Origin of the sequence: Peribacillus sp. NPDC006672, assembly GCF_050274955.1 — a bacterium.
GTDB lineage: Bacteria > Bacillota > Bacilli > Bacillales > DSM-1321 > Peribacillus.
In genome coordinates this window covers 194,485-212,707 of sequence record NZ_JBNNOR010000009.1, presented here as the reverse complement: position 1 = coordinate 212,707, position 18,223 = coordinate 194,485, and the positions used below count along the sequence as shown (strand labels likewise).

Annotated in this window: 15 protein-coding genes and 3 pseudogenes; 12 read left to right on the top strand and 6 right to left on the bottom strand. The window is 37.2% G+C overall.

All coding sequences use genetic code 11. The features are described from left to right. The first annotated feature begins 123 nt into the window (after positions 1-123). The 7 genes and pseudogenes from ACQKKK_RS16575 to ACQKKK_RS16545 all read left to right on the top strand — a co-directional run bounded on the left by ACQKKK_RS16575 (position 124) and on the right by ACQKKK_RS16545 (position 6,225). Positions 124-1,274 (top strand): annotated as a pseudogene (locus tag ACQKKK_RS16575) (acyl-CoA dehydrogenase family protein). A gap of 202 nt (positions 1,275-1,476) precedes the next feature. Further along, on the top strand, positions 1,477-2,631 hold the full coding sequence (locus ACQKKK_RS16570) for a betaine/proline/choline family ABC transporter ATP-binding protein (RefSeq protein ID WP_427617389.1): 1,155 nt from the start codon (positions 1,477-1,479) through the stop codon (positions 2,629-2,631). Between the two features lie 12 nt (positions 2,632-2,643). After that, positions 2,644-3,297, top strand: a complete 654-nt coding sequence (locus ACQKKK_RS16565; protein WP_427617387.1) for an ABC transporter permease — start codon at positions 2,644-2,646, stop codon at positions 3,295-3,297. A gap of 11 nt (positions 3,298-3,308) precedes the next feature. Further along, on the top strand, positions 3,309-4,226 hold the full coding sequence (locus ACQKKK_RS16560) for an osmoprotectant ABC transporter substrate-binding protein (RefSeq protein ID WP_427617385.1): 918 nt from the start codon (positions 3,309-3,311) through the stop codon (positions 4,224-4,226). Positions 4,227-4,243: 17 nt separating this feature from the next. Continuing rightward, the gene (locus ACQKKK_RS16555; protein ID WP_427617383.1) at positions 4,244-4,906 is read left to right on the top strand and encodes an ABC transporter permease; all 663 of its coding nucleotides are present in this window, start codon (positions 4,244-4,246) and stop codon (positions 4,904-4,906) included. Between the two features lie 183 nt (positions 4,907-5,089). Further along, entirely contained in the window at positions 5,090-5,920 is an 831-nt protein-coding gene (gene speD / locus ACQKKK_RS16550) for an adenosylmethionine decarboxylase (protein WP_427617381.1), read from the top strand. Positions 5,921-6,096: 176 nt separating this feature from the next. Next, positions 6,097-6,225 (top strand): hypothetical protein, encoded by a 129-nt coding sequence (locus ACQKKK_RS16545; protein WP_427617379.1) that lies wholly within the window; start codon positions 6,097-6,099, stop codon positions 6,223-6,225. 659 nt (positions 6,226-6,884) lie between these two features. Here the strand turns inward: ACQKKK_RS16545 and ACQKKK_RS16540 are convergent. Further along, on the bottom strand, positions 6,885-7,910 hold the full coding sequence (locus ACQKKK_RS16540) for a YeiH family protein (RefSeq protein WP_427617377.1): 1,026 nt from the start codon (positions 7,908-7,910) through the stop codon (positions 6,885-6,887). 133 nt (positions 7,911-8,043) lie between these two features. On the opposite strand from ACQKKK_RS16540, the gene ACQKKK_RS16535 reads away from it, so the two are divergent. The 4 genes and pseudogenes from ACQKKK_RS16535 to ACQKKK_RS16520 all read left to right on the top strand — a co-directional run bounded on the left by ACQKKK_RS16535 (position 8,044) and on the right by ACQKKK_RS16520 (position 11,962). Next, positions 8,044-8,937, top strand: a complete 894-nt coding sequence (locus ACQKKK_RS16535) for a selenium metabolism-associated LysR family transcriptional regulator (protein WP_427617375.1) — start codon at positions 8,044-8,046, stop codon at positions 8,935-8,937. Between the two features lie 244 nt (positions 8,938-9,181). Then, entirely contained in the window at positions 9,182-10,087 is a 906-nt protein-coding gene (locus tag ACQKKK_RS16530) for a hypothetical protein (protein WP_427617373.1), read from the top strand. A gap of 554 nt (positions 10,088-10,641) precedes the next feature. After that, positions 10,642-11,268, top strand: coding sequence for a metal-dependent hydrolase (locus tag ACQKKK_RS16525; RefSeq protein WP_427617371.1), 627 nt, complete (start codon positions 10,642-10,644; stop codon positions 11,266-11,268). A 292-nt stretch (positions 11,269-11,560) separates the two neighbouring features. Beyond that, positions 11,561-11,962, top strand: a pseudogene (locus tag ACQKKK_RS16520) (C40 family peptidase). Positions 11,963-12,139: 177 nt separating this feature from the next. On the opposite strand, the gene ACQKKK_RS16515 reads toward ACQKKK_RS16520, so the two are convergent. From ACQKKK_RS16515 to ACQKKK_RS16495, 5 genes and pseudogenes are all read right to left on the bottom strand, one after another. After that, positions 12,140-12,832, bottom strand: a complete 693-nt coding sequence (locus tag ACQKKK_RS16515; protein WP_427617369.1) for a hypothetical protein — start codon at positions 12,830-12,832, stop codon at positions 12,140-12,142. Next, positions 12,829-13,572 (bottom strand): hypothetical protein, encoded by a 744-nt coding sequence (locus ACQKKK_RS16510; protein ID WP_427617367.1) that lies wholly within the window; start codon positions 13,570-13,572, stop codon positions 12,829-12,831. The genes ACQKKK_RS16515 and ACQKKK_RS16510 overlap by 4 nt, the downstream gene beginning before the upstream one ends. Continuing rightward, positions 13,550-14,452 (bottom strand): ATP-binding cassette domain-containing protein, encoded by a 903-nt coding sequence (locus ACQKKK_RS16505; RefSeq protein WP_427617365.1) that lies wholly within the window; start codon positions 14,450-14,452, stop codon positions 13,550-13,552. The genes ACQKKK_RS16510 and ACQKKK_RS16505 overlap by 23 nt, the downstream gene beginning before the upstream one ends. Beyond that, complete coding sequence (locus tag ACQKKK_RS16500; RefSeq protein ID WP_427617462.1) at positions 14,449-14,826, bottom strand: GntR family transcriptional regulator; 378 nt, start codon at positions 14,824-14,826, stop codon at positions 14,449-14,451. Before ACQKKK_RS16500 ends, ACQKKK_RS16505 begins: the two co-directional genes overlap by 4 nt. Positions 14,827-15,051: 225 nt before the next feature. Next, positions 15,052-15,198: pseudogene (locus tag ACQKKK_RS16495) on the bottom strand (transposase); the annotation flags it as partial. A 613-nt stretch (positions 15,199-15,811) separates the two neighbouring features. Between ACQKKK_RS16495 and ACQKKK_RS16490 the strand changes: the two are divergent. Continuing rightward, the gene (locus ACQKKK_RS16490; RefSeq protein WP_427617363.1) at positions 15,812-17,941 is read left to right on the top strand and encodes an ATP-dependent Clp protease ATP-binding subunit; all 2,130 of its coding nucleotides are present in this window, start codon (positions 15,812-15,814) and stop codon (positions 17,939-17,941) included. The last annotated feature ends 282 nt before the right edge of the window (positions 17,942-18,223 follow it).

Genomic DNA, 18,223 nt, shown 5'->3' with positions numbered 1-18,223 from the left:
TTTTTATTGTAATCGATCACATCGGGGTAATTGACATATTTATCTAGTTCATGGTAATGGATTGTATCAACAAAATCATTAGCGAATGGAGGTTAACCCATGGTTAGCTCGATGGCGATCAATATGGATGACTCACGTTCCTTCCTCACTGAAAAACACTTATTATTTAAACAATCAATTCGTGAATTTCTTAACAAGGAGGCTGTCCCCTATTATGATCAGTGGGAAAAAGAGGGGGGATACCTCGCTCATTTTGGAAAAAGATTGGGGATAACGGTTTTTTATGTCCATGGCTTGATGTGGAATTCGGTGGGGCAGGAGTAGATTTTGGATATTCAGTTGTACTGGCAGAGGAACTGGAAACGGTTGGATCATCCTTAGGAGGAATATCAATTCACTCTGATATTGTGGCCCCTTATATTGCTTCATTCGGCACAATAGATCAAAAACATAGATATTTACCCAAGTTCATTACAGGAGAAATGATTTCTGCCTTTGCAGTAACAGAGGCAGGGCTGGGTACGGAATTAGCGAATATTCTAACCACAGCCATCAAGAAAGATGGATATTATATTGTCAATGGAGCCAAATCGTTTATTACAAATGGCTTTAAAGCTGACTTCTTTATAGTAGCATGCAAAACTGATCTAGATGCTGTTCCTTCCCATGACGGAATCAGTTTGTTGCTCATTGATAAAGATACTCCAGGGTTTTCACGAGGAAGAAAACTTGAAAAAGAAGGCCAGGAAAGTTCAGAAACAGCCGAACTATTTTTTGATGATGTATCTGTTCCTGTTAGGAACCTCCTTGGGGAGGAAGGTAAAGGTCTTTCATATATAATGCAAAAACTGCAGCAGGAAAGGCTTATGTGTGCGATTGGGTCTTTAATGGCAGCTAAAGACATGCTCGACTTAACTGTGAATTTTATTAAAGAACGAAAAGCATTTGGTAAGAAAATAAGTGAATTTAAAAATGCACAGTTTACTATCGTTGAAATAGCGACCGATATTCAGATGGGAAGAACGTTTGTTGATGGTCTGATCTGTAAACATATGAAAGGGGAGAAGATCATAACGGAAGTATCGATGGCTAAATATTGGATCACGGAGATGTCTAAGCGAATATCTGAAAAGTGCATGCAGTTACATGATGGATACGGAAATATGGGTGACTATAAAATTGCCCGGCGTCATCGGGACATTCCTGTGACAACATTCTATACAGGGTCAGATGAAAACCTGAAAAACCTTATTGCTAGAAATATTGGGTTTTAATTCATTTTTAATAACTTAAATCTATTAACTACCTTAAAACGAGGTAGTTTTTTTCTATTTATTCAATATAATTACAATGCACCAGTTTTTTTTGTTAAAATGGTTTATGCAGTTTATTTTTGGGTATAAGAGACTGTGCATATAAAAAAGTAACATATTTGTAAAATTTGTAATTGCATGCGAATGATGGAGGTGCTTTATTGTGTTAAAAATTGAAAATGTATCGAAAATCTATAAGGGAGGAAAGAAAGCTGTAAAGAATATATCATTGGATATAAAAAAAGGAGAGTTCATTTGCTTCATTGGTCCAAGTGGATGTGGTAAAACAACGACAATGAAAATGATTAACCGCCTAATCGAACCATCTGAAGGTAAAATACTTATTAATGGGGAAAATATAATGGATAAAGATCCAGTCGAGTTAAGAAGACAGATCGGTTACGTAATCCAGCAAATCGGACTTTTCCCTCACATGACGATTCTTGAAAATATCACCCTCGTTCCAAAACTTCTTAAGTGGAATGACCAGGAGAAAAAAGAACGTGCACTGGAATTGCTTCAGCTTGTCGATATGGGACCCGAGTATTTAGAAAGGTATCCATACGAATTGAGCGGCGGGCAGCAACAAAGGATAGGCGTTCTCAGAGCTCTTGCTTCAAATCCCCCACTCATTTTAATGGATGAACCTTTTGGAGCACTAGATCCAATTACACGCGATGCCCTTCAGGAGGAATTTAAAAATCTGCAGCGCACCCTTGATAAAACAATCGTTTTTGTTACCCATGATATGGATGAAGCCATTAAGCTAGCCGACAGGATCGTCATCTTAAAGGCTGGTGAAATCGTCCAAGTGGGAACACCGGATGAAATCCTCAGATACCCAGCCAATGAGTTCGTGGAAGAATTCATCGGTAAAGATCGATTGCTTCAAACAAGACCTAATGTTGAGTTGGTAGAACAAATCATGAGCCGTAATCCCATATCCATTACTGAGGAAAAATCCCTTACGGATGCTATTACGATAATGCGCAAGAAAAGGGTCGATTCTTTACTTGTGGTCGATGAGCAAAATGTTTTGAAAGGGTACGTAGATATTGAAACGATCAGTGAATACCGAAAAAAAGCAAAATTTATCAGCGAAGTCATCAATACCGAAGTCTATTCAGTGAAGCAGGATTCTTTAATCCGTGATTCCGTTCAGAAGATATTAAAACGGGGATTCAAATATGTGCCTGTTGTTGACCAGAATAAACATTTGGTCGGAATTGTCACTAGGGCGACATTGGTAGACATCGTATATGACAGTATATGGGGAGAGGAAGAAAATCAAGTGGCAGAAATGGCAGAAATGTTTTAGGAGGTGTATGTGATGGCAACATTGCTCGATTTTTTACAAACGAACTGGCAAGAATTTATTTATAAGGCATGGGAGCACTTATATATATCCATGATCGCTGTTTTCCTTGGAATAATAGTCGCCGTACCACTAGGCATTTTGTTGACCCGAATGAAAAGGAGCGCATCCATAATAATCGGAATTGCAAACATTATGCAGACATTGCCGAGCCTGGCAGTCCTAGCCTTTTTCATTCCTTTCCTCGGCGTAGGGAAAACACCCGCAATTATTGCGTTATTTTTCTATTCTGTTTTACCTATACTTAGGAATACATACACAGGTATTAAAGGCGTAAATGAAAATCTGCTGGAATCCGGTCGCGGCATCGGGATGACAAGCTGGGAGAGGATTCGTCTGGTTGAATTCCCGCTTGCACTTTCCGTCATTATGGCTGGTATCCGTACAGCTTCCGTTTATTTAATTGGTTGGGCAACCTTAGCTTCCTTTATTGGAGGAGGAGGTCTTGGAGATTACATTTTTATCGGATTGAATTTATACCAAACAGAATATATCGTCGCAGGTGCAGTTCCTGTAATTATTATGGCTATCCTGGTGGATTATGTATTCTCGATCATTGAACGAAAAGTCGTACCAAAAGGATTAAAAGGTATGAAGGAAGTTGCTTGAGGAGGAATACCATGTATAAAAAAATGAGACGTACAATTTTCATGACCCTTTTAGTTTGTTCATTATTCATTAGTGGCTGTTCTTTACCTGGATTGGGGTCATCTTCTGAAACTACTGTAAAGATCGGTGCCCAAAGTATGACCGAATCCGAGATTTTGGCGAACATGATTGCTCAACTCCTTGAAAGGAATACGGAAGTTGATACGAAAATCATTAAAAATCTAGGTTCCAATTTCGTTCAGCAAAAAGCGATGGAGAGCGGTGATATAGATATAGCCGCAACTCGATATACAGGGACGGATTTAACGAGTGTCCTGGGACAGGAAATTGAAAAGGATCCAGTAAAGGCAATGGAAGTTGTTCAAAGGGAATTCAAAGAACAATATGGTTTCAAATTTTTTGATTCATACGGATTCGATAACACCTATGCCTTTACGATTTCAAATGAATTGGCAGAGGAAAAGGGGTATCAGAAAATATCGGATTTGGAAAAGGATGCAGATAATTTAAGGTTAGGTGTAGACAGTGCTTGGCTGAAAAGAAAAGGCGATGGTTATAAAGGGTTCGTCGATACATATGGATTGGAATTTGGGGAAACTTATCCGATGCAGATTGGCTTGGTATACGATGCAGTCAAAAATGGTCAGATGGATATTGTCCTTGCATACTCCTCAGATGGACGGATTAAGGTTAATGATTTGAAGCTTTTGGAAGATGATAAACAATATTTCCCTCCATATGACTGTTCACCGGTCGTTACCGAAGAATTATTGGAACGATATCCTGAAATTGAAGAAGAGCTTAACAAGTTAATTGGTGAAATCACTACTGAAACCATGCAGGAACTGAACTATGAAGTGGATGGGAACTTGAAGGAACCATCGGTCGTAGCATCGGAATTCCTTAAAGCACATAAATACTTTGAATAAATGGGAGGTGCACACTAATGGAAACCTTGCAACAGCTGGGAACTTATTATTCCCAAAATTGGATGTATGTACTTACTGAGTTTTATCGCCACTTTTTAATGTCCGCTTATGGAGTTTTATTTGCTGCAATTGTAGCCATCCCGATGGGGATTTTCATCGCAAAACATAAGAAATTGAGTAATTGGGTATTTTCCATAACTAATGTTATACAAACCACACCAGCATTGGCTATGCTTGCTCTCCTTATGTTAGTGATGGGGTTAGGAACAAATACAGTTATCTTATCATTGTTTTTATATTCCTTACTGCCAATCCTGAGGAACACTTATGTCGGAATTACAAGTATCGATCATGCTTATTTAGAATCGGGCAAGGCAATGGGGATGACGAAGCTCCAGTTACTAAGAATGGTCGAACTGCCATTATCTCTGTCTGTCATCATGGCTGGCTTACGTACAGCGCTTGTCGTTGCAATTGGAGTAACCGCGGTCGGTACATTCGTAGGCGCAGGCGGACTGGGGGATATCATTGTCAGGGGAACGAATGCTTCAAATGGAACTGCCATTATACTTGCAGGAGCAATCCCGACGGCATTGATGGCCATTCTCTCAGATCTTTTACTCGGATGGCTAGAACGAATTCTTTCACCGATAAAAAAGAAAAAAATTCATGCTGCCTAAAACAAATCAGGACAAAGAAAGAGCCATTGCATGTTATTGCAATGGCTCTTTCTTAGGTTTCTTAGCCAGAACATAACCATTGCCGATTAAAAGGTGCAAGCAGAGACTGACCGGCTTAGTTTTTTATTTCAGAAAAAGGGTAACTATAAGGATAGTTGTAAAAAAATATAAGGGGAATCAATCATGAAACTTACACCAGAGCAGCGGATTGAACTTCACGGCTTTAATAATCTTACGAAATCTCTAAGTTTTAATATGTATGATATTTGCTACACAAAAACCAGGGAAGAGAGAGAGGCCTACCTGGATTATATCGATGAACAATATAATGCAGAAAGGCTTTCGAAAATCTTGCACAACGTTTCTGATTTAATAGGTGCACACGTTTTAAATACGGCCAAACAGGATTATGTCCCTCAAGGCGCCAGTGTAACCATTCTTGTTTCAGAAGGTCCTGTTGTCGAAGTACCTACTGGAACTTATGAGGAATCACCAGGGCCTTTACCCGATAATTTGGTCATGCAACTGGATAAGAGCCATATCACCGTTCATACATACCCTGAATTCCATCCAAATGAAGGCATTAGCACATTCAGGGCCGATATCGATGTCTCTACTTGTGGAGAAATATCACCGCTTAAAGCCCTTAATTATCTGATACATTCCTTCGATACCGATATTATCACGATTGATTACCGTGTAAGAGGGTTTACGAGAGATAAAGATGGACGAAAATTGTTCATTGATCACGATATTAATTCCATTCAAAACTATATTCCTGATGAAGTAAAGGGTTTATATGACATGATTGATGTGAATGTATACCAGGAAAATATATTCCATACAAAATGTAAGCTGAAAAGATTCGATATTAATAATTACTTATTCGGTTATACAGAGGAAAAGCTGAATACAGAAGAAAGGCAGGTAATAATAGAAAGGCTTCAAACGGAGATGGACGAAATTTTTTATGGTGCCAATGTTCCCCATCCAAAAGAGAAAAATCGCGTCTAAAGAATGCTTGAATGTAGACAAACTCGCTATAATGGAGTTTGTCTACATTTTTTTAGTATTATTATTCCTACACTCCACGTAGCATTAAAACGAAGCTGGAATTTTTCAATTCCTCTCGGTTTTGGAGGTTTGGACTTCGCCGTTTCATTTCACTTCACTCTGCATGAAGGTTCGGATTGCCAACAGTATTGGAGGATTTGTACGTTAAAGATTTCATTCCACTGCTGGCACTTGCTTATCCAGAGGCGGTCCAGGATCTTTCTCGGCGTCTATCCTATGCAGGAGTTTATGCCTTTCGTTCCTGACAACTTAGTATTTCTGGTAGTATTACATTGAGATATAGCGAATGGTGATTAATGATTAACAGTGGATATACAGACGCTTGGCAGAAATTAAAGAAGCATGCGATAAATAGTGTTGCTGCAATATATTCGCAACACTATTTGCGTTGATTTAATTTTTGGAAATCTTTGCTTTTGAAACAAATGCAAGGATTTGTAGAGTAATAGAAATAATGAAAAAAAGCTGCATTGAAGGGAAGGTATTTTGAAAAGTTGGCTATTTTTAAAATTGTATATTTAACTTTTAATTTAATCTATAGGAGCAATTGTTTTATGGATTGTTTTGATCGCTATAAAGATAAAGAAGTAGAGGTTCTTACAGTGCATCGTATCAGTACAATAATTTTAATTTTTAATATTTTAAATATCGTGTTAGGGCTAATTAATGCGTTTGTTTCATTTGCGGACTATAATTAAATATTCGCTTTTTAAGTAAATGAAATCAAAAATAGAAGTAAAAATTACTTCTTTTAGGATAGAGGCTGGAACAGGTCATGCAACGTGAAGAAAATTAATGTAAAAAATCCGGATTCCAATGTGGAATCCGGCTCGGATTGTAGACAAGCTCAATGAGTTTGTTAAAAGCCGAAGTACCCATTCAAGGGATGCTTGTTTAGTTCCTGTTAATTCAAATGAAAAAGGTGAACTAATGCGAATCCGAGGACCGATAATAAAATGGAGCCTATCAGGCCGGCCGCGAATGGTTTCCCGCCATATCTTTTAAAGGTCAAAAGGTCTATGTTCAAGCCAAGCCCTGCCATCGACATGGCCATGAGGATATAGGAAAGCATAACAAGTTTATCGGCTATAAGGTCAGGAACTACACCTGTAGAATAGAGGGAACTCATTAATAGAAATCCCAAAATAAACCACGGTACCTGAATGGACTTCCAGGAAAATCTCTTTCCCTTATCTGTTGATCGCTCTTTCCAATTCATGATGAATCCAATTAAAAGGGCAACGGGAATGAGCAGGGCCACCCTAGTCAATTTGACCATGACTGCCAAGTCGACTGCCTCATTTCCCCCTGGTGCTGCAGCAGCGATGACGTGAGCAATTTCATGTAGTGTCGCACCCGAAAATATACCGTAACCTGGATCTGATAACCCCAATAAGGGGTAAAGGATCGTGTAACCGAAAGTGAAGGTTGTACCTAAAACAGCAACCGTCGCTACAGCGATTGCTGTATCTTTTTCTTTTGCTTTAACTTGTGTGGAAATTGCCAGGACGGCAGCAGCTCCACAAATTCCTGTACCACAAGCTGTTAGTAAACTTAGCTTTTTCTCAACTTTAAATAGACGGGCCAATCCATAAACTACCAATATAGCAAATACTAAACTAATGGCTCCAACAGCAAACGTTTTCGGGCCGGCATTAAAAATATCCTTCAGGTTCAAGCGCATCCCCAATAAGATAATGCCCATTCTCAAAAGGACTTTACTTGAATAATTTGTCCCAGCGACGGCGTAAGCGGGTACGCCAATAATTGATTTCCAGACAACACCAATCAATATCGCAATGACTAGCTGTCCCATTATATGAAGGAATGGAAGTTCTGCTAAGTATTTAGCTGCAATGGCAATTAGCAAAGTTAAAGCTATTCCTTTTGTAAAGCCAAGTTTTCTAGTTTCAACCTTTGTTCGTTCCAATGTGATCACTCCATCTTTGTTGATGCCTTTACTTTAAAGCTTAATTAAAAATAAGTGAAATATATTTTTGCTATTTCAATGATTACTTCTACTTATGATAAAATAAAATGCATAGGTAAATAAGGAGGTAACCATGGATCCTTTAAAAGTATTCGTAACCGTGATAGAACAGAAAAACTTTTCTAGAGCTGGGGATATTCTAAACCTGTCACAGCCAGGAGTCAGTCTCCATATAAGGAATCTGGAAAATGAGTTAGGAACAAAATTAATTTATCGTTCTCCCAAACAAGTTCAAATAACAGAGCCTGGAAAAATTTTATATAGACATGCAAAGCAAATGCTTAATCATTATGAGACAGCAAAAAGAGAAATAAATGATTTTAATAACGTGGTTAGCGGGACGATGAAAATAGGTGCAAGTTTCACCATAGGGGAATACTACCTTCCAAAAGTTTTGGCGGAATATTCTGCTCAATATCCGATGGTGGACATTCAAATCATCATATCGAATTCTAATGAAGTCATTCAAGGAATACGCTCGAATAAGCTTGATATAGGTTTAATTGAAGGGGAAACGGAATATAGGGATATAGATGTCTGCCCCTTCATGAATGATGAGATGATTGTCGTCGTCCCCCCCGTTCATCCACTTTCACAGATGGATATCATAGAGGGTACATTGCTCCAAAACCAAACATGGGTACTTAGGGAGCAAGGATCGGGGACCCGTACATATTCGGATAAACTTCTGAGCGGTCTGGAACTAACCATAAAGAAAAGCTTTATTTTCACCAGTATCCAAGGAGTGAAAGAAGCGGTGATGGCTGGACTTGGCATTGCCTTGTTATCCCGTTTGACTGTACAAAAAGAATTGAAATCCAATGAATTGAAAACTTTCCATTTGAAAAATGAACCTATTATAAGACCTTTTTCAATCGTGAAAAAGTTAGACTTTGAAGCATCAAAAGCCATGGATCTATTTTTAAGGAAGGTAGAAGACTTTGCGATAAAGGGTCATCCTAAATAAACCTTAAACTTTTAGCCCATCCTTTACATTCCACGAATGAAGAGGATGGGTTTTTATTGAATGACGAAATTTTTTTGATTTTAATGAAAACGTCGAAAGTATTTTGGCATATGTCAATCAATAAACAATTTTTACGTATTTTCACATAATTACAAACATATAAATTAAATAGGTAGTCTCCAGGAACTTCTCAGTCCCTGTAGGACTTTTCCTGCATTTATTAATCTTAAAAGGAGCAACCACATTGGCTATAGAGCAGAAAGATAAGCGGATTTCTGTTTTCGACAGAATTATAGGGTTCATGCCAAAATTATATGTGATTGGAACTATTTTAATTTTTGTTTATACGCTTGTTGCGATGTCTCATTTAGGTATCCAAACATGGAATAAGCCACAGGAAGCTGTTGATCCGGTAATTACACAGAATCCCCCTATTTCTGAGGGCTTTGAAAATACATTGATTACATTAATCATCGAGCCGATAGTAACGTCAGAATTTTATCAAATTATCTTTAACACGTTATTTCTTTACCTTGTCTGGATACTGCTTTTCCTATTAGCACCGATTGCTTTTTACCGTTTAAAGCACTTTAAGTTTTTTAATATCGAAATTGAAATTGAAAAACAAGATGCAGCTGTATATGAGGTATTCAGCGTGAGCAGTTCGAAAATGAAATTTGCTGCGTATTTAACATCTGAGGAATATCAATTGGAAATATCAGAGGAAATTGCCAACAGCAAGGACTTTAAAACCCCCTTAATCTATACATTGGACAGTGCTATGGACTTTTATTCCAATCAGTTAGGACTTTCCTTTACCTATGATATCTATAGCTTGAACCAGTTCAAGAAAGCGAAGCTGCCTAAATCCATCAAATCGATGCTTGATAAGTCCATCCAAACCGGTGATCCGTGCATAACGAATAAAAGCAATAGTGATAGTGAATATTACAAGAATTTTCTTCTCCATTATTTTGAAAACATGGACGGGAAATTTGTCACTGTCTTAAATAGTTATCAAACTGAATTCGATACATTTGATAAATCACTACTTAAGATTCTGCAAAATGTCATATATGATTACTATTTGCAGTATAACTATATTTATGGCGAGAGCGAGAAAAATGTAGGCGCTTCCAATAAAAAATAAAAAAACCACCCTACAAGTGGTTATTTTTTTTGGAAAGGTGATTGTTAATAATATTTTGTACAATTACATTATTTCCAATGAGCTCAGACGATTTATTTACGTTCTGTTCCCGAAAATCCATGTTCTTTATTTTCTTAGACTTTTTCCCTTTTTTAAAATTATCGAAGGCATTTAAAAAAGCTATCTGAATCACTCCCCTTATAGATTAGTATATTCATATTATGGATAAAATTTCACGGAAAACCTTAATTTAAAGAAAAATATTTTGCGGACTTAGGATGAAAATTTCCTTAAACAATGCAACTATAGACATTATTGAAGAAATGATTTCAATTCAGGAAAAAAGTAAATAAAAGCAATCTAAAAATAAACGAGCCCTATGAAACTTAAGAAGCATAAGTTTTTTTTATGTTGTAAATAATGACTACTCCTGTTTTTTTTAAAAGAATTAAAGAAATCTCACCAAAATTATTGTATAGTTAGTATGTAGGGATTCGAACAAACATTCGTTTCTCGGGAACTAAATTACTTCTTAGATGGACAGGAGAGAGACAGTGAACGGAACAGCACACATGGCAATAGGGGCAACAGTTGGATTTTTAACGGCAAACACACTTCAAACAGATCCAACCACCACTTTATTCTTGGTTGGCATCGGGGGGATTTCAGGCCTTATGCCCGATATGGATATTGATGGGAAGTTAAGTAATAGGATTACCTTCTCACATAAGTTTATCCGAACGCTAGCACAAACGATTGGGATTTTAATGATCATTTATAGTGTTTTGGAGGGCATTGAAACGGAAAAGTGGCTGGGTGTGGGGGCAGGAATCGGAATCATCATTATTTCATCATTCATTACACAAAGGCATATGCTGACACTTACCGGATTAGCGGTTTTAGGCGGGGGATTATCTTTGCAGGAAAACTGGTTGTGGCTGTTAGGCGCCTATATTATCCTAGCATCCTTTACACCACATAGAAGTTACACTCATTCGATTACCGGGATCGCTTTCTTTTGCATTATTGCCTTTCAATTCGAAGCATCCATTGGGATTGACGGAATTTTCACTACTTGTATATTAGGATACATAAGTCATTTAATTGCAGATATGAAATTTTTACCTTTTAATAAACGTGGGGTAAAGTTATTTCTTCCATTTTCAACAAAAGAATTTTGACAGTGGTTTTCTAGTACCACTGTCTTTTTTTATAAGAATGCTAAACTATTAAAAAGGTTAATCATTCGTGAAAGATTGCATGAAACTTCGCTAAGAGTGAATGTTGGATTCCTGATTCGACTTATTTTTATCTTTTATATGGTCATTCTTCCTATATCTACTAAATGTAACAATATTGTAAAGATCCTTTGATGCGAATGTTATACCTATTCAAGTATATTAGGTTTAGCAAATCACCTCAGGGGGGATTTAATTGTTTAAGAAAATTGTCGTAGGATTTTCATTGGCTATTATGCTTGGAACAGTATCCTTTGCTGAGGACCAAGTGGAAGCTGCTTCATATCATACAAAAGCGATTAAAGTGGCAAAAAGTGAATTAGGTACAAAATATAAAACGGGTGGTATTTCTACATCGGGGTTTGATTGCTCCGGCTTAGTAAAATATTCATATCAAAAGGCTGGTAAGAATTTACCTAGGACTGCCGCGGATATATATATAAGGAAAGACAGTTAAAAACCTACAAAAAGGTGATTTAATGTTTTTTGCTCCAAATAAAGCGGAAAACCTACACATGTAGCTATATACATAGGAGACAATGAATTCATTCACTCTTCATCATCTAAAGGAGTGTCATACGCTAAAACCAATAATAGTTATTGGAAGCCAAAGTATATTGGTGCCAAACGTATATAATAGAAGAAAATCAACTTTTTATAAAATACCAAGAGACTTAATGAAGTCTCTTGTAAACAAAAAGGTTTCGGAATGTTCTCATTCCGAAACCTTTTTGTTTTTTTATTGGATTTGAAGCCGTAATAGAGAATAGTTGACCTTTACGAGGTCATTATTTAGGTCTTTTCAATCATTCGTTTACTTCTCAATAAATTCAAGAAAAACATGATCATCAGCTATTAACTCAAGATTATTGGGTATTCGTAAATAAACGCCTTGGTCGGTACTGAAAGATGGATTTATGATCGATTCACCTGTAAATTGTCGTATTGGAAAATCAGCTTTAGTTATTATAAGATTAATATCTTGTTGTTGAGGAAGATTAATGGTAAGGGTATCATCCATTAACTCGAGATGATAAGGCTTCAATATGCTAGAAAAATCGTAACCGTCTATTATTAATCCATTGCCAAAAATGAAAGCTTCAATCGTGTCATCGTTATTTGTTTTTCTTTCTACAAAAATCTGTGAACCGTCATCGTTGCTAGACTCGACCTTTATTGTTTGATTTTCGTGATTACTAAAGTTACTTTCTTTCATTAAATACTTAGCATCAATCTGGTCGATCTCTCCCTTATTAAGTTTCGAATATAAATCACTTAATTCTCGGTCTGTATCCACCACTTTTTCCATTCCTTTCTGACTCATCGGACCATCAATGATGAAAGGGACAAAAGCCGTGCTTAGAAGTAGTACGCCTATATAGATGAAGAGAAGCCAGTGAGTTACTTTGGGAGTGGCAAATTTTCCGGCAAACCTAACCATAAAAATGAAAACACCAAATATAAGAATCAGAATGACTATCGGCAATATTGCTGTCATAACGTTCATCGTCTTACCTCCATTCGATTCAAGATGCTTATAGCAGCTGAAAAAAATACAGCAACCGTTACAATCACTTTGATAATAAATAGAGAAAGCGTCGATTCCATCGTATAAAATGTAAATACATTTACGAGAAAAGGCTCTTTTTGCATTGAGGCCTCAAGAAATAGTGTTCCAAAAAACAAAACAGAAATAAGAATGATAAACAATTTACTTACTTGGACTAGTGTCCCAATAAAGTAGCCAATGGAGGTAACAAAGAAAACATAAAAAATTGTTACACCTATACCCATAACAAGTTCTTGTAGTCCAGCATGAATGCTATAAATCTGCTCATCAAGCAAAATATAAGCTAAGACTTTCAACAAATCCCCAGCCAGAATGGCAGTGATACTCCCAACGATACTTGCCGTTAATAAAAAGAGAATATTCGATAGACTACTACTAAGGCGATTGGTTACGAAAGTAAAATCATGATTTCTATATGGTTTCGTAGTTATTGTAATCGCTGTAACGAAAGCCCATATCATTGTGAAACCAATGACTAAATCTGCAGAATAGTATTTTATATTAACATTAATGTTGCTTCCTCCCATTCCAACTGAGCCAACACCACCAATTGAAAAGAGAAGCGCTAATAACTGGATTCCTATGAGTGAACTAAAAGCATCTATATTTGCTTTTAGCTTAAAAAAGTATTGTTTTTTTACTGTTTCCTTCAAATTAACTTTTGTTAAAGACATCATCAATTCCTCCTTTCGTTTCACTGGTTAAGTAAACACATAAATCACTTGGTTTAACGGCTAAGATTTCCACTCCTACAATGCGAGCTTTTTTAAGTAAGGACTCAGAAAAATCATTTTTTACAACTGCATACATCGTATTCACACCTAAGTATTCCTTAAAAAGGATTTCCTTTCCATTCGTTAAATTAAGTACTTCTTCCGTTGTTCCTTTTAATCCGATTGCCCATTCCTTTAACTCAGAGATTGACATTCGGAAATGTTTCTTCCCATCTTTAATGAGTAACACATCTTCCAGTAAATCCTCAATTTCATCCAAGTGATGGCTAGATAGAATAATAGTACGGGGATAAGCGATATAATCCTTAAGCATTGCTCGATAAAAGTCCTTTCTTACTGCCGCATCCATTCCTGTAGTGGGTTCATCAAAAATTGTTAATGGACAACGGGATGCTAAGCCGATAACCATATTAAAGGTACTTGTTTTTCCTTTCGAAAGCCGATTGTGATAAGATTTTGGATCAAAAGAAAAATAGTCAAGCAAGCGCTTAGCTAATTTACTATCCCAATTTGGATAGAAGTTCCCCGCCACTGTTAATATTTCACCAAGTGGTATGGCTGATGGAAAACTCATTTGATCGTCCACAAAGATGGAGTTTATAGAGACGTTCAGGCTGTTATATGGTCTTTCAGAAAAAACCTTGACCTGCCCTGACGTTTCTTTGATGAACCCCGCAATAATTTTAAGCAAGGTCGTTTTTCCAACTCCATTTCGACCGATTAATCCCGTTATTTTATTTTCTTCAATTGAAAAAGAGAGCTCATCTAAAATATTTTTCCTTAAATAAGTTTTCGTTAAATCCGTACATTCAATCACCCTCATTGTTCAGCCTCCTGATTATTTGCCACTTTTATCATTTTGATTAATTCTACTTCACTTATTTGTAACCGATTAGCTTCTAAAACCAACTCCCGTACTAATCGCTTCAATGTTTGGTTTTTTCGTTTATAGATGATGATTTCCTTTGCATCACCAGCGACAAACATACCAAGTCCTCGCTTTTTATACAGGATATTTTCGTCCACCAGAAGATTGAGGCCCTTTGCTGCAGTTGCAGGATTGATCGTATACATTTCAGCTATTTGGTATTGTGAGTACACCTTTTCGTCACTTTCAAAATGTCCATTTAAAATTTCCGATTCAATCCAATCTGCAATTTGCACATAAATAGGCTTAGTACTATCCGTATTTAGAATTGTTTCCGCCTCCTTCAGATATAGTGCATTACTGTTGTAATGTAGTATATATTAATTTGGGGTATATTACAATACCTGTTTTTCCTTGTATTAAAGAGGAATTACTTCCTCATATATCTCCTTTGGGATGGGAACACGTTAATTTCTTAGGTGAATATTCATTTAAGCCCAAGACTTCAAACTCTATCCAATCCCTACGCCCACTCAGGTTTTTAAAGTAGAAGGTTTAAGTATGCGGTAGAAAATCTGTTCAAACAGGTCTGTATCTTTAAAGCGACGGTCGTAGTTTTTTCCAAAGGTAGAGAAGTGAGGTACTTTATCATGAAAGCCGTAACCTAAGAACCAATGATAGGCCATGTTCTTATCTAACTCTTCAATGTCGTACTGCGTTTTACGAACTAAATGGTTCGCTGGCACCTGTTGATCTCGCTGAATAGAATCATGTTTAAGTTATAATACTCAAAGTTGATTGGAACGGCTGTGCGAGACTCCTGCTGGAAAAGCACGTCCCAGGGACACCCCGCAGGCGCAAAGCGAGTGCTCAACGTTCAAATTTTACAACCCCTCAAAAAAACTGGAGACAAACTCAATTATTTATCAAGTTTGTCTTCAGTCTGCAAGAGAACTTAACGAAGTCTCTTTTTTGTTTTTTAAATAGTGGAAGGGATAGATGATTATTATCGGTTGTTTAGCGTAAGTTTTTCCTGCAAAAAGGGTTTTGTTAAGGTTTAAGATATGGTGCTTCCTAAAGTGGGGAATCAATAATTAATTGAATTTGTTAGGGGCATAGAATCTTTTTATTTGACTGGAAATGGATAGTTTAATATGCTTAGCAAACCAATTCGAGGGAGTTTCTCATTTATTTCAAAAAAATTCCCAGACAAAATTATTGAAAGTCAAAGAAGGTCAATGTATAATAAAGACAGAAAGTCAAAGAAGGTCAAAGTTTTTTGTGAAATTACCAATATTAAAGGAGGAGTACTACATGCTTTGTGAAAAATGCCATGTAAACCAAGCTAATATTCAAGTACATCTTAATATGAATGGTCAGGAGCATGAAGTTGAACTGTGCTCCACTTGTTATAAAGAAGAGCGAAGTAAACTTGGTGCAGCGATGGGGGGAATGGATACAGCGAATTTCCAATTTAATGGACCCCTAAATTCATTCAATCCATTTAATTATAATGAAGTTCCTAAATCAGATTCCGTTGAACACAATGATGGCGGAGGATTACTTGAAGAGTATGGCCGCAATCTGACCGATGTTGCTAGAGCAGGACTGATTGATCCGGTTATCGGAAGAAATGAAGAAATAAAACGTGTCATCGAAGTCCTTAATAGACGCAATAAAAATAATCCAGTTTTAATTGGTGAACCCGGAGTAGGTAAAACAGCGATTGCTGAAGGTCTGGCTTTAGCCATTGTTGAAGGATCAGTGCCTAGTAAATTACGTAATAAGCTGGTATATATGCTTGATGTCGCGTCACTTGTTTCGAATACTGGAATTAGAGGTCAATTCGAAGAACGAATGAAGCAATTGATCAGTGAATTACAGGGAAGAAAAAATGTCATATTATTCATTGATGAAATTCACCAACTTGTGGGGGCGGGGTCAGCCGAAGGATCCATGGATGCAGGAAATATCTTAAAACCGGCACTTGCACGCGGAGAACTTCAGCTTGTCGGAGCCACCACTTTATCCGAATATAGGAAAATTGAAAAAGATGGTGCCCTTGAGAGACGCTTCCAGCCTGTACAGGTTAATGAGCCGACAACAGCTGAGGCATTGGTCATCTTACAAGGTTTAAAAGAAAGTTATGAATCTTACCATGGAGTCACATATAGTGAGAAAGCGCTAAAAGCGGCTGTGGAACTCTCTAACCGATACATTCAAGATCGATTCTTGCCGGACAAGGCAATTGACTTGATGGATGAAGCAGGTTCAAAGTTGAACTTGACTATTGAAGACGGCCAGGTAGAAAATACGAAAGAGCGCTTGGCGCAAATCTTTAAAGAAAAAGAAAAGGCCTTAAAAGAAGAAGCCTACGAAAAAGCTGCCGTTCTTCGTGATGAAGAAGAAAAACTGGAAAAATCTTTGCAGGCTGGAGAAAATGCAGTTAAGCCAACCGTTAACATTGAAGATATTCAAAATATCATCGAACTAAAGACTGGTATCCCTGTAGGTAAGCTACAAGAAGATGAGCAAGAAAGAATGGTCAATCTTCAAGAGGAACTTATGAAAAAAGTTATTGGGCAGGAAGAGGCTGTCAAAAAGGTTTCTAAGGCCGTCCGAAGAAGTCGTGCCGGGCTAAAATCCAAAAAACGTCCAACCGGCTCTTTCCTTTTTGTTGGTCCAACCGGTGTCGGTAAAACCGAATTGGCAAAAACTCTTGCTGAGGAATTATTCGGGGACAAGGAAGCGATGATCCGTCTTGATATGAGTGAATTCATGGAGAAACATAGTGTTTCTAAATTAATCGGTTCGCCTCCTGGATACGTTGGTCACGAAGAAGCGGGACAATTGACTGAAAAAGTTCGCCGCAAACCTTACAGTATTATCTTATTGGATGAAATAGAAAAGGCTCATCCAGATGTAATGCATATGTTCCTTCAAATCATGGAAGATGGCCGGTTAACGGACAGTCAAGGCAGGACCGTATCTTTTAAAGATACCGTGATTATCATGACGAGTAACGCTGGAGTCGGTGAAAAACAAAAAGTAATGGGATTCGGTACAAGTACAGCTGTAGAAGAAGCTTCAATCCTCCAATCATTAGGCAGTTTCTTCAAACCGGAATTCTTGAACCGTTTTGATAATATCATTGAATTCTCAGATTTGAAGAAAGAAGATCTTCTTCAAATCGTTGATATCATGATTCAAGAGCTTGATGAAACACTTGCAGCAAATGGTTTGTCTTTAGATGTAACTCATGAAGCGAAACAAAGGCTAATTGAACTCGGTTATCATCCAACTTTCGGAGCGAGACCACTCCGCCGAGTTCTTCAAGAACAACTTGAAGACAGCATCACTGACTTTATCTTTGAGCAGCCTGAAGTTAAGAACTTCACTGCAATTGTGGAAGGTACTTCTGTGAAAATTATTAAAACACCATAAAGAGTACTAGAAATGCCTCCAAGACCGTAAAACTGTTATGGAGGCATTTTTTTATCTTTTTTAGATTTTACTTTTTATTATGGACATTAAAAAGAATAGCAATAGCCCAGTCCGAAAAACTTGAATTACTTGGAACATTTGGTTGTTAAAACTGTAAAATCCGCTGATTGATTTCTGAATTTTCAACGTAATCTGCAGTGCGGATGTTTTGAGGGGTAAAACTGCGGAATAATAGCATACGGGAAGATTCACCTTGATTATAAATATTACAAATTCCTGTTC